The organism is Parachryseolinea silvisoli (assembly GCF_021190955.1).
Classification (GTDB): domain Bacteria; phylum Bacteroidota; class Bacteroidia; order Cytophagales; family Cyclobacteriaceae; genus Ohtaekwangia; species Ohtaekwangia silvisoli.
Genome location: NZ_JAIOAO010000002.1, coordinates 1015128 through 1030092 on the forward strand (window position 1 = coordinate 1015128; position 14965 = coordinate 1030092).

The 14965-nt window shown below is 50.5% G+C and carries 11 protein-coding genes; 2 read left to right on the forward strand and 9 right to left on the reverse strand.

The window, feature by feature from the left end; all coding sequences use genetic code 11:
* The first annotated feature begins 576 nt into the window (after positions 1–576).
* Positions 577–1488: a TerC family protein gene (locus K7P01_RS14160; protein WP_267294041.1), complete on the forward strand. Its 912-nt coding sequence runs from the start codon at positions 577–579 to the stop codon at positions 1486–1488.
* Between the two features lie 68 nt (positions 1489–1556).
* Here K7P01_RS14160 and K7P01_RS14165 read toward each other — a convergent pair whose 3' ends face one another.
* The 8 genes from K7P01_RS14165 to K7P01_RS14200 form a co-directional block, all read right to left on the reverse strand.
* The gene (locus K7P01_RS14165) at positions 1557–3533 is read right to left on the reverse strand and encodes a calcineurin-like phosphoesterase family protein (RefSeq protein WP_267294043.1); all 1977 of its coding nucleotides are present in this window, start codon (positions 3531–3533) and stop codon (positions 1557–1559) included.
* Positions 3534–3574: 41 nt separating this feature from the next.
* Positions 3575–4837, reverse strand: coding sequence for a hypothetical protein (locus tag K7P01_RS14170; RefSeq protein WP_267294045.1), 1263 nt, complete (start codon positions 4835–4837; stop codon positions 3575–3577).
* A gap of 70 nt (positions 4838–4907) precedes the next feature.
* Positions 4908–6146 carry a BACON domain-containing protein gene (locus K7P01_RS14175; RefSeq protein ID WP_267294047.1) on the reverse strand — a complete coding sequence of 413 codons (1239 nt, stop codon included), beginning with the start codon at positions 6144–6146 and terminating at the stop codon, positions 4908–4910.
* An 18-nt stretch (positions 6147–6164) separates the two neighbouring features.
* On the reverse strand, positions 6165–7736 hold the full coding sequence (locus K7P01_RS14180) for a SusD/RagB family nutrient-binding outer membrane lipoprotein (RefSeq protein ID WP_267294049.1): 1572 nt from the start codon (positions 7734–7736) through the stop codon (positions 6165–6167).
* Between the two features lie 10 nt (positions 7737–7746).
* On the reverse strand, positions 7747–11325 hold the full coding sequence (locus tag K7P01_RS14185) for a SusC/RagA family TonB-linked outer membrane protein (RefSeq protein ID WP_267294051.1): 3579 nt from the start codon (positions 11323–11325) through the stop codon (positions 7747–7749).
* A gap of 129 nt (positions 11326–11454) precedes the next feature.
* A complete protein-coding gene (locus K7P01_RS14190; RefSeq protein ID WP_267294053.1) occupies positions 11455–12378 on the reverse strand; it encodes a FecR family protein in 924 nt (307 codons plus the stop codon).
* A gap of 150 nt (positions 12379–12528) precedes the next feature.
* Positions 12529–13074, reverse strand: a complete 546-nt coding sequence (locus tag K7P01_RS14195; protein WP_267294055.1) for an RNA polymerase sigma factor — start codon at positions 13072–13074, stop codon at positions 12529–12531.
* Between the two features lie 150 nt (positions 13075–13224).
* Positions 13225–13566 carry a hypothetical protein gene (locus tag K7P01_RS14200; protein WP_267294057.1) on the reverse strand — a complete coding sequence of 114 codons (342 nt, stop codon included), beginning with the start codon at positions 13564–13566 and terminating at the stop codon, positions 13225–13227.
* Positions 13567–13822: 256 nt separating this feature from the next.
* Between K7P01_RS14200 and K7P01_RS14205 the strand changes: the two genes are divergently transcribed.
* A complete protein-coding gene (locus K7P01_RS14205; RefSeq protein WP_267294059.1) occupies positions 13823–14194 on the forward strand; it encodes a hypothetical protein in 372 nt (123 codons plus the stop codon).
* A 2-nt stretch (positions 14195–14196) separates the two neighbouring features.
* On the opposite strand, the gene K7P01_RS32005 is transcribed toward K7P01_RS14205, so the two are convergent.
* Complete coding sequence (locus tag K7P01_RS32005; protein ID WP_317987618.1) at positions 14197–14964, reverse strand: LytR/AlgR family response regulator transcription factor; 768 nt, start codon at positions 14962–14964, stop codon at positions 14197–14199.
* Position 14965 lies beyond the last annotated feature (1 nt).

A 14965-nucleotide genomic window follows, 5' to 3' on the forward strand; every position in this document is an offset into this window, starting at 1 on the left:
CCGGTTAAATTGTACGAAATTATATGGCACAGGAAGTGCATGGTAATATACATGAACCGTATACCAACACATAAAAAAGATAGCGCAGAGGATGCGAGCGGAACAATAAGTACGTTGTGTGTTTTCTGCCTTGCTATCCTTTTGTCAGATTATTGCGCGGATGCCGTTGCGTGGCCCTGGATAGAATTTACGGCCGCCGTTGTTATCAGCTTTTCGATTGTTAAACCCTTGCTGCTTCACGACAACTGTATTAAAGAAAGTGAAGGTTCATCGGTCGGGTGAAACCCCAGGAACACTCACCCAGGCGCTTGTCTGGAACACGTTTCTAAAAAGGGCGTGATGATGTATAATATAATTATGGCAATCATGATATAATCAATGCCTGAATTTGTAGTTGTTTTCATAGTATCGAACGTTAGGTGTTGACATATAAAATAAACAGCAAAGTTCGGTCCAATTATAGTGTCCAGATCAACTATTAAGGGTAACTTTAACTGTGAACACTTCGTATTGTCAAGTGACGGGTGTAACGGAATACAGCGGTTTGCCTGTGTCCAGGATTGAACAACAACAATCATGAGTGAAGAATTTATACTTTGGGGCTCGTTTAGCCTTTTTGTGATCGGTATGCTGGCATTGGACCTCGGGGTCTTTCATCGAAAATCACATACGGTATCCGTAAAGGAGGCGCTCACCTGGACTGCTGTCTGGATTGTTCTTGCAATGCTATTTAATCTTTTTGTCTATCATTATTTTGATAAAGAGAAGGCGCTTGAATTCTTTACTGCTTACGTAGTAGAGAAGTCATTAAGCATTGACAATATATTCGTCATTATTATGATCTTCTCGTACTTCCGGGTGCCCGATGCTTACCAGCATAAGGTTCTCTTCTGGGGCATATTTGGGGCCCTGGTGATGCGCGTGATTTTCATCTTCGCCGGCATAGAGCTTATTCACAAGTTTCATTGGTTGATTTACGTCTTTGGGGGCTTTCTCATTTTCACGGGTGCCCGTATGCTTTTCGGAGAAGACAAACCCCTGGACCCCGAGAAGAATCCAATGGTGAAATTCGTTCGAAGGATGTTTCCTGTTACTGAATCGTTTGAAGGCGATAAGTTTTTTGTCAAGCGTGATCACCGGATCTGGGCAACACCTTTGTTCATCGTAGTCATGTTGATAGAGGGTACTGATCTCATTTTCGCTGTGGATTCGATCCCGGCAATCATCTCCATATCGGACGATACCTTCATCGTATACACGTCAAACGTATTTGCCATACTGGGTCTGCGATCCTTATATTTTGCCCTGGCTGGAATTGAGAAGTATTTTACGTACTTAAAGTATGGGCTGGCAACGATACTCGTATTTGTTGGTGTGAAAATGGTAATCGTGGATTTCTACAAGATTCCGATAGAAATCTCCTTGATCATCATTGCTTTCCTGTTGGCTATCTCGATGATCGTATCGGTGGTTCTAAAAAAGAAATAGCTGCCCCGGCCGACAATGACGCGGGTCTTCTCATTTTAAATGGAAGTACCCGCGCTAAATCACAACTACTATTTCATCAAAAGCCCAAACTGCTTCGGGCGGACCATACTTTCTGTATAAACGTTTCCAAACCGGTCGGTGATGTAAATCTCCAGGGTCGTATCGGGTGCACTGGCCGTGACGCTGAACATGTGTGCTGTCTCGGTCGAGACAAAGGCATCGGTTGGCTGAGCGCCTGCGTTCAGTCGCAGTGCTTCGTAGGAAACGATGTGCAGCGGGTCGAGCACCTTCACACGACTCACGGCGAGACTTTTTCCGTTCTCGGTAACCTCGATTTTCCACTGACTGTCGTAGCCCCATACGTTGATCAGGATTTCGTTGCTGGCATGTTGCGCGGCATAAGGACCTGCAAATTTAGCGAGTGCACTGTCGGTCGAGTTTGGGGCGAACGCGGCAGCGGTAATGTGTACAGCATTCAGGTCGTACGCACGGAACTGGTAGTTCTCCTGGTAGCCGATGCTCTTGTATAGCCACGTTATGTCGCGGCCGTTCATCTTCCAGATGCCGTATCCACCCGGACTGCCGTCCCGGCAAGTATGGTTTCCGGCGTAGCCGTTCTTACCGGTCCACCACCAGGTAGCACAGATCGCTGCGATATTGTGCTCCATTATAGAAGCCTTTTCTTCCACGGTGTAATTGATATGCGTGTGTCCGGTCAAGACGTGCACGGTAGAAAAATCCTGGAAACAGTCGGTCAGGGTATCGCCATTCGTCATATCGATCTTGTTCACTTGCGTACCTGCCGCGCCGAGCGAGGGATTTGCATACAACGGCGTGTGCATGGCCAGTACAATCGGTGTGTTCTTGTCGGTGACGGTGGCCAGGTCTTTTTTCAACCATTCGATCTGGTCGTTATGGACGGTGTCCCGGTAGCTGCGGTCACCAATGGTTCCCACGGTGCCTCCGTTGTTTACGTACTCTACATTGTCCAGCACCACGTAGTGAATCTTTCCAAGGTTAAAGGAGTAATAGGTAGGACCGATGATGTCGCGGTATTTTTCTTCGGCATCCCAGTCATTGGCGTAATACGGATCGTTATCGTGGTTTCCCATCAGGTTAAAGACCGGGCTCTTCAGCTTGTTCATGTACGGAATATACTCGTTCAGCCCAAACCCGTTGCTGTACCAATAAAGCTCCCAGGTCATATCGCCCAGGGTGAGCACGTATACTTTTGTGCCGTCGGCGGCGTATTGCTCGATGGTTGCGTTGACATCGGGAAGAACCTTGCTGTTGAATTGCTCCAGGTCGTTGTTACGGTTGGCCAGGTGCCAGTCGGCCATGGGTATGACGACGTGTTTTTCATTGCTCACCTTCATCAGTGAAAAGTCCTTTTGCTCTACAGCAGTGGTATTATTGCTTACCCGCTTGAAGAATTGTGGTGCATTGCCCTGGTTGGCCACCTCGTAGTTCGCAGGAATAGAAATGAAAACGAACCCGGTCTTCTTGAGCGAAGGCAGGTAGTATATGCCTTTGCTGTCGGTAACGGTTACTTCAGATCCATCCGATACAACCACGCCGGCAACGCCTTTGCCATCGCAGTAGACAATACCCTTTACGGTCATGCCCGCGACATCCGGAATGTCTGTGTCGGCTACGACGTTTAGCAGTGTACGGCCGAGCGTAAGGCTGTCCGCCCCTCGGATAACTTTTATGGAATAAGTTCCGGTGGTGATTCCGTCGGGCATCGGGAAGGTCGCGGAATTATTCGTGATGGCCGTAACGCTCACGGTAAAGATTGTCCCGTCGGACGAGCGCATCAACTCGATCGTGTCGCCTGCCTGAAATCCCATGCCTTGCAGGGTTATATCGGTTCCTGCTGTAACGTCCAGGCTGGAGGGAATAGAAACACCCCGGATGCCCAGGTTGTTATTTTCATCTACCGGACCATCTTCCTGACAGCCGGCAAAACTGAATCCCAATCCACCGAGTCCTGCCAGCGTCGTAACGCTTCCCAACTTTATAAAATGCCTTCTTGTGTACTTCACGTTTCGCTGTTTATATACTTCTTTTATTATTACGTTCGCGCCTATTCATACTTCGAAAAGATGACGGCAAATATGCATCTGTTCACCTGGCTGCCGTTGTCGGCTCCACTATTGGGGGCATGCTCGGTCAGACTCCACAGGTAGTCCAATTCGGCTTCATAGTATAATGCTTCGGCGCCATAAGGCCATCGATACCGCACGGTGTTGTCGTCGCCGTCGGTGTATCGTGCCAGTCGCGCTTTCGAGCCGTATGACTCCGACGGTGATCCGGTGCATGACAACCATGTTCTCGAACCCTTTCTAAAAATTCCCTGCATGCCATGGGCGTGGTTGCCGTCAAAAAGTGAGTTCTTTGGGATGACGTACTGGATGCCGGAATTAAGCACCGTGCCGCTGGCGTTTATCGGGAAGCCGTAAATCTTTGGAACAACGGAGGCTGCTGCACTTCCGGTAGAGTATTGTGCGGTCCATAACTCGGTTCCTTCCGCATTGATCTGTATCGTGGAAAACGGATCGGCCCCACCGTTGATATCATAGTATCCTACTTGTGGCAGAATGTACCGGTAGTTAAACGCATACAGTGTTCCGTCGGGAGCTTTGCCACATCGGTTTGTAGTTTCATCGCCGGTCGCCACTTCTATAATCTTGTTGAGGTCGAATACACGGATGCCGAGGTTTGTACTGGCCACGTACAATTTGTCGTTGACGTATGCCACGCCACCGGCGTGTATGTTCAGAGGCGCATACGTTCCGTATTGTGTATAGTCGGACACTGATGCCGGTACAGTGTGCTGGACCAGCAGAATATGGCGGTACATCAGGTATGTGCTGGAGCTCGGGCTGATGTCCATCAGGGTGATGCGCGACCCTTTGTATTCCGCACCATCGGTGCCATACCAGGTCACCAGCAGGTAGCGTATGCCATTCTTCTTAAATCCCGTGATCCCTTGTGGTATCCAGATCTTCGTGGTCTCATCGTCGTCGTTCCAACGGATGCCTCTCGCCCGGTTCTCTTCCGGAACATTAAAGCCATACACTGCCGTGTAAGAGCTTCCTCCGATGGCCTCGCGGTTCTTATTTACCTGGGTGGGGTTCAGAAATGAAAATCCACTGTTGATGTAACTGCTGGTGTTTACATAAGGGTCAACGGTAATGGCAGTGGTGCCGGTCGCCAGCGTTCCAATATCCGATGTGTTGAGTGTATAAGGTATTGTGCTTTCTGTAGTGGGTTTTACACCCAGGTCGGCACAGCCTGCCAGGAGTACACCTGTCAACAGGCATACTGCCAATGATCTATTTCTCATGACTGCGTATTAGTTTATAGGAGTGTTTTAAAAAAGTCGCCACGACCTATGGAGTCGTGGCGACTGCGGTTTATTCGATAATTTCGATGTTGATGTCATCGATAAAGATGCGATTCTTCCCTAGTCCGACACCGGTCAGGTTGTAGTCGCCGCCGAGGAACTTTATCTGGGTATCGGCCGTGGCACCTGTAACGGTAAAGCTATAGGCTCTTTCGGCAGCCCAGATATTGTTTACCACGCCTGCGTTGTCCTGTGCTTCCGAATTGGGCACGTTGTCGATCGTAAGCTGCGAGATGCTTGTCGCACCCGCACCCAAGGCGTATATCTTCAGAAGCTTGTCGTCTATCGCTCCGCCGGCGGAGATATATGCAGCTGCCTTGAACGTTACGCGAATATTTGCCGTGCCTTCAATGTTGAGCCTGGGTGAAATAAGGTCGCCACCAAAGCCGGTTTTGCCCAGCTTCACAAAACCCTGACGGGCGTAGAGGAGCGGTTGATTGCTTGAAGCTGCTACCGGGGTGCTGTACCATCCATGGTTTATTTCGTCCTGCGTCCATGTATCGAAGCGCGTCTCGCCGGTGGTATTGTAGGGCTTTTCGTTGCCATACGCCAGCCAGCTGAAGTCTTCCCGCAAAATGATATTGCCTGGCAGCTGTGTGATGACGATCGTCTTGTCGAGCTCCGGGTGTTCGGAGGACTGTATAGTTACCGTTGCTGAGCGGTCGGCGCCATTGTTCTTTTCCGCGCGCAGTCTGATCTTTGTAGCGGATAATTCCAATTGCGTTAACCACGTAGCATCGTCGTCGAGTTTGTAGGTCCAGGCCACATTAGCGTCTACGTCGATCGTAACATCGCCGCCGGCGGCCAGAACCTCGGCGCCGTTTTGCGCGCCCGGAAGGTTTATATAGGGCACATTGGCGGCCTGCTCCACACGGAAGAGCACGGGTTGCTCCGTTCCGTTTACGATAAACGAAAAGTTTATCGTGCGGGCATCGAATGTTTCATTCTCTTTTACAATGAATTTAAAGGTTCCGTCTTCGCTTCCTTCTGCCGGAAACGCGCGTACCCAATCATTATCTTCCTGTGCCACGACCTGCCAAGACCGGTTAGAGCGTACTGTATAGCTCACGGTTGAGCCTTCGACGCCTGCTGTAAGACCGGTAGGGCCGTCTTCTATGGAGAAATAGGGATCACCTGAAAATTCCTCGTCATCATCGCTGCAGGAAACAAACAGCAGCGACAGGACCGCTACCATTATCAACAGGATGGCAGTAAAATGTCCGGATCTGAACGTTATAGTGCTTTTCATGTTATGCATTTTTATGCGTTAGTTCGCTTCAATAGCCTGTTTACTCCACCATACGGGAGTCTTCATGGTATTATCACCACCCATTCTTTCGAGGGCCTCACGCGCATGTTTTTCGTTGGTCGCGATCGTGGTGTTGGGAAATGCAAAGCGCGTGGGAAGTGTATAGTCGTTGAAGACTGTACCATCGCCAATTGTCAGCTCGGGGTACCCGGTGCGACGGTATTCGTGATAGGCTTCCATGCCGGTCCAAAACAGCGCCAGAAATTTTTGGTTGGCGATCAGTTCTTCTTTGTTACCAGTATTGTCCCATGAGGCTAGCTCAGAATCCAGGAAGGTGGTGATGTCGCTTTCGGAAATGGTCACGGGCACGGCGCTGAATTGTCCGAGTGGCGCCCATTTTTCCAACGAGGCGGTTATTGCTTCTGTATAGTACTCGCTTGCCGCTGGTTCGCCGCCAGCGATATACCCTTTCAGGGCGGCTTCGGCCAGAATGAACTGCACTTCCGCATAGTCCATAAACCAGGCCGGCGCGTCGGCACGGCAGAATACGGCGGCGTTCAGCCATGATGTTCCTCTGTCGACGATGCTTTGCTCTTCGGCCGTACAACCCGATACCGTGCCGATCCAGATGTTGGAGGGGTTCGTCACGGCGTCCGGGTTCTTCCTGCCGATGATCGGGAGGCGAGGATCTATGTATACCTGTGCTCCACCGCCGTCGGTAACAACCGTCATGCCGATGAGTTGCCGCGTGAGCTTGCGTCCCGAGCTGGTAAATTCTCCCTGACTGGTCAAGGCGAATTGGTTGAGATACGGATCGCTGCCCGAAAACTTAACCGTGGCATTGTCTGCATTCGATGTGAAGATAGGGTAGGAAGCCGGCGCGCTCAGGATCTCGGTCATCTTCGATCCGGCTTGCATTTCGGTGCGCCCGCTTACGCGGCAGAGCAACCGCAGATAGAGGGAGTTGTTGAATTTACGCCATGCTTCCATCGAGCCGCCGTACATGCCGTCAAGGGCCGGCTTTAGAAATACGGGCTGCGATGCGTAGAGCTCGTTAGCAGCTTCGAGGTCGGCAAACATCGCTTTGTACGCATTCATCTGTGAGTCGAATGCCGGCGTAGTGGTACCGCCGGGTTTGTTGGCTGTGAAGGCTTCTGCATACGGTATATCACCGTACATATCCGACAGGTTCGACATGTACAATACTTTCAGTGTTAACGCAACGGCCTGAAGCGCCCGGTCTTCCTGCTCAACACTCAAGTCGTACATATGCACGGCATTGTTGGCGTAGCTGGTGTACAGGTTCCATACACCTTGCCAGTTACCATCGGCAATGGAGTAGCGGTGCTCCTGACGTGTCACTCCGCCGGTAAACGCCGTGAATTGAATGAGCTCGTTGTTCCAGAACCAGGTTTGATTTAACCAGGCGTTGGCGCTGCCGTACAGCAACGGCTCGAACATACCGCTTGCACGTACATTCCCAACCGTGGTAAGGTTGGGGTTTTTATCCGTCTCTTCAAATTCAGAAGTACAGGCGAACATGGCAATGGCCATCATCCCTGTTATCAGTATTTTGTTGAATGTTTTCATATCGGTTCGTTTAGAATGAAACCTGAACATTGAAACCATAGGTGCGTGTCATGGGAAACGCCATGGATTCGATGCCTGAGTATATATCCGATCCGTTCAGCAAACCCGTTTCCGGATCAAACTGCGGAAAGTCGGTAATACAAAACACGTTGGTGGCGTACATGCCCACGGACGCCTTCTGTAAGAAATGTGTTTTTGCCAGGATTTTCGAAGGAATCTGATAGTCGAGACGCAGCTCGCGCAGTTTTATGAAGTCCGTGCTGAACGTGTTCATTTCAGTATTGTCGCGGGTCCACATATAGCTGCTGTAATAGGTCTGGATGTTGCCGGTTACGGTTGTATTCTTGGTATAGGTAACCGATCCATCGTCATGGGTCACGGCATTTACCCCTTTGTGTACTAAGCCATCGTTACGGCCCGCCAGCGAGTTGGTAAGCTTGCCCTGATACGACAGCGAGAAGTTCGTAACCGAATACGAGTGTCCACCGTATTGCGCGGAGAGTGTTGCCGCCAGGGAAAAGTTCTTGTACTGTAAGCGTTGCACCATGCCCGCACGCCAGTTGGGATTTACCTTGCCGATGCGGCGATCGGGAGACTCGTCGAGTACCGGATATCCATCGGCATTGACGATGTGCATGCCGGAAGCGTCCACCTTGTTGCCATTCTCATCGAGATAAGAAGCGCCTTCCGGTGCTCTTTTGAAACCTCGTCCGTAGAGCACGTGCATCTCTTCTCCTACATACGAATACACAAAGGTGCGGCTGCCGATGGTCGTTCCGTTGTCGGTCTGCAGGGGTTGGGTAGGGTCCCAGCCATCTTGTAGCTTCACCAGCTTGTTGATATTCCTCGCCCAGTTCACATCAAACGACCAGGTAAAGTCTTTGGTCTTTACCGGCATGAGCGTCATGGCCGCCTCCACGCCTTTATTGGTAATCTCGCCTGCGTTTATCCGCATGGAGGTAGCCCCTGTCGCCTGATCGATGGCCACTGGCACGATCTGGTTTTTGGTGGAGGCCGAGTACAGTGCCAGGTCGAATGACACGCGGTGGAGGAGCTTACCTTCCAGGCCCACTTCCCAGCTGGCGGTCTTTTCGGGCTTGATCAACGGATCGGGTATTACACTCGGCAGGGTATATCCTCCGGGATATGATGTCGCGTTATAGTACTGATCGCGCGAATAGGCTTCCGTGTCGTTTCCGACATTGGCCCACGACGCCCGCAGTTTTAACATGTCCACCCACGACGTGCGGGTGTGAAGGTCCAGCACTTCATCCAGCAGGACGCTGGCCGCCACGGACGGGTAGAAATACGACCAGTTGGAAGGCGCCAGTGTGCTCGACCAGTCGTTACGGCCGGTGATGTCGAGGTAGTAGGTATCATTCCAGCTAAGCGACGCCATGCCGTAAAAGCTATTGACGATCTTCTTGATCCGATAGTTATACGGATCGGGATTTATACCTGTCGGCAGATTCGTGGTATGGTAGATGCCCTCTTCGCCCAGCTGGCTGAGTGTGATTTTGCTGTTGAAATTTTCGTACACCCGGTTGTTGCCACCCACCATCACCGAAAGGCCCAGTTGCCCGTTGGCTACGTCGTTATTCTGGTAGCGCAGCATGAAGTCGTTGTTGTTCTCCATTTCGCGTATGGTTTGCTCGCGGTAGAAACCATTGGTATAATCGGTGGTATAGAACGGCCTGCGCTGTGTGCGGAAGTTATTCGACCAGTCCAGTCCCGAACGAAGCATGAACGAAAGATTTTTCACCAGGTCGGCAGTAACACTGATGTTTCCGAACATCCGGTCGCGGTCTTCCGAGCTCAGGGCTTCGTACAGCGTGCGATACGGGTTATAGCCGGCCGTGCTGGGATATACCAGGCCTTTGCCATCTGTTCCGCCCGCCGACCAGTTGGCATAGTTATAACGTCCGCTGAAATATTCGTTCTTCCAGTCGTTGATGCTGTTTACGTTGAATCCCCACACGAGCGAGTACATCGGACTGCTTTCATCGTAGCCGCCGCTGGGCATGTTGTCGCTTTGTTTGTGATAATAGTTCAGCTTGGCGGCGAGCTTTATCTTTTCCGTTACCGGAGTGTTGACGGTGAGTGATACGGTTTGTTTTTTAAAGCCGGTGTTGGGAAGGATCCAGTCGTTGTTGTAGTTGGTTACAGAGAAACGTGTCGAGGTACCCTGACCGTTGTTTCCGTCGATGGTGATGGTGTTGTTCGTGGTAACGCCCGTTTGAAACAGGCCGGTGTACCAGTCGTCCTGATATACCCAGGGTAGTTTGGTATAGGTGTCGGTGTTCCAGTCTTTGGAAGCGTACAGGTACCGTGTTTTGTTGGCATCGAACTTCTCGCCAAATGTGTAGCGCGAATAGCTTCGCGGCTGTGCGACGCCGTCGGGTGCCATACCGGGAGTGATTTCCCATAGCGAATACTCGTTCAAGCCGAGGTCTATGCCGTTGCCGTATTCCTTCTGGAAGCCGGGGAAGTATCCGGCCTTTTCGAAGGTAACGGAAGAGTTGATCGTAACGCCGATACCTTTTGTTTTCTTACCCGACTTGGTGGTGATGATAATGGCGCCATTGGCAGCACGCGAGCCGTACAGCGCCGCCGCTGCGGGGCCTTTTAGTACCGTAATGCTTGCGATGTCTTCCGGGTTGATGTCGCTTGCACCATTACCGAAGTCTACCGGCGCGTCTTCCTGCGCATAGTTACTCACGCTGCGCGTGGCCGTCATACCCGACGAGATGGGCACGCCGTCTACTACAAACAACGCCTCGTTCCTACCATAGTTCAGGGAGCGGTCGCCACGCAATGTCACCCGTATCGATCCGCTGGGTCCCGTTCCTGCCTGCGCATAGATGAGACCGGCCACCTTGCCGGACATGTTTGTCAGCCAGTTGCCGGAGACAGACCGCGTAAGGTCCTCACCTTCTACTTTTGTCACCGAGTAACCCAGCGACTTCTGCTCGCGTGTCAGGTTCAGCGCGGTTACCACCACTTCATCCATCATCGCGGCATCTTCCTTCATTATGACGTTGACCTCGCTTTGGCTTCCAATCGCTACTTCTTCCAGTAACATCCCGATAAAGGAGAAAGTCAAAATGCCATCGTCGGGGACTCCGGCAATGCTATATTCCCCGTTCGCGTCCGAGATTGTTCCGATCGTCGTACCCTTCAATACGATGTTGACACCCACCATCGGCTCTCCCAGCTCGTTCGTTACTTTTCCCCGTATGGGTTTATCGCTTGGTTTTTCCGCGGGCTTTTTTTTCACCGAGATCACACCGTTCGTCAGATTGAAATCGATCGGAAAATGTGCTTGCAACGTGGCCATGATCTCGGCCATAGACTTGTTTGAAATATCCAACGTAACGGTTTTTTCCAGTTGAGAAATATCCTTCGAATAGGCGACAGCGTAAGAAGTCTGGTCGTCGATCTTTTTCAGGATTTCGGGGAGCGTTGCGTTTGTTACCTTCAGGCTGGTATTCACCGTGCGGTCCTGGGCATGTAGATTCGATATGGCACAGCAGAGACAAAAGAGTAGCCATACCCAACCTTTTTTAGGTTGAATAATTGATAATTGCATTTATTACAATACCTTTAAACAGTTAATAATTGATCCTTGAAATTCAATTTGACTGCCCGAAATCGACTGGCCTTGATCTCGGGCTTTTTTGTTTGTAATGGGTTCTTATAGCATAGGCGCGTGGGGGTTTTAACAGGGGTTTGCTTTTAGACATATCTCTCCGTTCGCTTCAAAGGAATATTCAATTCCATAGATGAACTGAAGGCTTTTCAAAACATCTTCAATATGCCGATCGGGATAGCTTCCGGTAATCGTGCATTTTTCGTCGATGGTCGAGGTCAGTACGATGTTGACGTCAAACCTCCGGTTGAGCAGGTGGATCACCTGCTTCAGGTTGGACGCATCGAACACAATGTTGCCGTCTTTCCAGCTATAGTATTCCTTCGACTCTACGGGCTCTACCCGCGGTATACCGTTTTTATAGTAAACGCGCTGGTCCTTTTCCAGAATGGCAAGCGGCCTGTTGTCGGCTGCTGCCACGCCTACTTTTCCGGACCGCACCACGACAGATGCTTCTTCGCCGGGATAGTCTGATACAACGAAACGGGTGCCCAGCACGCGGGTCTTTAATGCGCTGCTCTCAACAATAAAAGGCTTCGAAGGGTCGTGCTTCACTTCAAAGTAGGCCTCTCCCGAGAGCGTTATTGTACGTTCACTTCCGCGCATGCGGCTGGAATAGGAGATCGCACTGCCGGAATTGAGGTATGCAATGCTGGAATCAGGAAGCACCACACGTGTGCGTTCGCCCTGCTGTGCGAGAACTGTGATTGTGCTTTCTTGAAGAAGGAATATGGGGACAATGGCGGAAAGAATTACCAGCAGCGATGCCGCCGCGACCAGCATGATTTTTCTCCGAAGCCGTTGGCGGTGAATAGTTCTTTTAAATACTTTTTCGTCCAGTCTGTTCAACAGAAGCCGGTCGTGTGCCGCGCGTTCGGGTGTAACGCCACCTTCCTGCATCTTTTCAAAAAACTCTTCTACAACCTGCCGCTCTTTGGCAGAGGCTGTTCCCTCAACATACTTGTTAAATAAATCTCTGATCTTCTCTTCCATCGAAAATACTATGCGTCGTTTTCAGATACATAGTACTGTCCTGGAGTGCAGCACCTACGCGCTTTTATTCATTTAACAATTCGGTAATAGTGACAGGCTATTAAACATAAGGTGATGATAGACTGAGAATATTAAATTAACACAACGGTACTACTGCACACTCAGCCCGATGGTAGCGGCTAATAATACAATACCTGCTTGCTGGCTAAGGGAGAAGCGAAGGAGCTTGAGTGCCTTGTTGACCTGGTTCTCGACCGTACTGACAGACAGACCGAGCTTTTCGGCGATCTCTTTGTTGGTCAGCTGATGATAAAATCGCAGCTCGAATACCTGCCTGCATTTTTCGGGCAGTAGAGAATCTGCTTTGGTGGTAATCTGTTTTATAAGCTCTTCGGTTTCTTCCCGCGAGAGATCGAGCTCGTGCCGGTTGATGATGTCCACCACGGTGTCCAGCTGCACGTGGGTGAATTTGTTACGTTTGAAATATCGGGCACACTGAAACCGCGCAGCCTGCATGAGGTATGCCCGGGGCTCCCGGATATCGAGGTCGTCAAACCGGTCCCATACATTGATAAAAATGTCCTGGGTGATGTCTTCCGCCCGTGCATGATCGGAGATGATATTATACACATACGAAAACAGCAGGTGCCGGTGCTGCATATACAGCTCCTTGAACCTGGCTTCCTTCGTTTCCATGCTTGAATAGAACATGCTGCGGATCGTGCTGATGGGAGATTCCGCAATAATACAAATGGAGCTTTGTGTGGAGGAGTGCGAACTATTAAGTTATGGTGATGTTTTGCAGCTCCCGTACTGTGGGAGGCTCATCTAAATAAGTTCCAGGATCTAACAGGCCTCAAAAAATAGGGAGCAGGAAGTTTTGCCTTTCAGGCGGCTATTCAGGTTATACAGATACGCTTCGAATGACATGCTTGTTTCCGAAACATGTACGGTGTCGATCTCTACATAGCCGCTATCTTCCTCGAATGATTCGAACAAGTCGGTTTTATTGGATGCACCAACGAGTTTAAGCGCATTTTTTCCCAGGAGGAGGTTCAGTCGCAGGTGAATTGCCTCAGACATGACATGTAAAATGTCTTTGTTGTTGCCCAGGGAGGCAACTGAAAACGCAAGTTTATAGGAATCAGGATCATCGGAGATGACCCGGAAGTTGGTCGGTCTGCTCATGGTTTTTTGCACAGGCCGAGTATACGTCGAAAAAAGAAATCGTACGCGCTGTCTTGCATGACTGGTAATTTCAGGTGCGCGAACTGGAATATTTTGGGTGTGATCTGCCTCAAGCGATACCGCCTATTTGCGGCAATGCGTCTTCCGGGGCTGTTTCCGGCTAAACATATTTGTCATTTTGCTGTTTATCCCTCGTATGTCCGTCCGCGTGGTGCACGGGCGGGCATTTTTGCTGATTGCCTGACCATATACTATTATGATACTAATGCGATTTACTTTTACAATCCTGTTATTTCTGGCGCTATCCGGCGCGCACGCGCAGCAGCACCAGGCTGATTCGGTGGTGAGCGGAGAGCGACTAAAAGACGAACTCCTGGCGCTTCGCGCGGATGTGGACAACATTCAATTAAATCTGGGAAGATCGGAAAGGCATTTTAAGGCCGGTATCGCCGTGGCCACCCTCGGCTATTCTGTTACGATCGCGGGCGGCCTCATGTTGGGTCGCAAGCGGGATGATCTTGGAAAAGCTTTGCTGCTTGCCGGTGGCGTCACGGGCATTACGGGTACATTCTTAATGGTCGATGCCTTTAAATTCCTGGGGCGCGCTGCCCGGAAACGGCGTTCCTAGCGTTATCGATCCATCCATTTTTTGAATTCGTGCGCTCGCTCGCGGCTCACGGAAAGGTCATGCTCGCAGGTCTGGTTGAGCTTCACTTCAAGTTTTGAGCTCATCAGTCCTTTCACTTCCCATACGCAGTCGAAGTTCACAATGTATTTCCGGCTGATGCGGAAAAACTGCCGCGGATTGAGCATGTCCTCCAATTCCTCCAGCGTGTGATCGACAATGAATCTTTTGGCATCGCCTTTTCCTACCAGGTAGCTGGTCTTGCCATCGGCAAAAAAATAGCAGACGCTGTCCACGGGTTTATATTGCAGCTTATTACCGGATTTGATCAGGAGGCGTTGTTTAAACCGGCTACCGGCGTTCGCAATGATTTCCTTAAGGGCGGCGATGTCGGAGTGCGTGAGATGCGCATCCGATTGGTAAACCTTTTTGAGTTTTTGGATAGCCGTCATCAGTTCGTTTGCCTGAATCGGCTTGAGCAGGTAATCGACACTGTGAAGCTTAAACGCCTGCAATGCGTATTGGTCGAACGCCGTGGTGAAGATGATGGGAGAGTCGATCTTTACCTTGTCGAAGATCTCAAAGCTTTTGCCATCGGCCAACTGGATGTCCATGAACACGAGGTCGGCACGTTTGCCGGCGGAAAAATACTGTACCGCATCCTGTACGGAATCTATCGTCTGCACGATCCTGATCGAAGGTTCACATTCTTCGAGCAGTGTTACGAGGCGCTCGGCTGCCTCTATTTCATCTTCTATAATGAGCGCTATCATG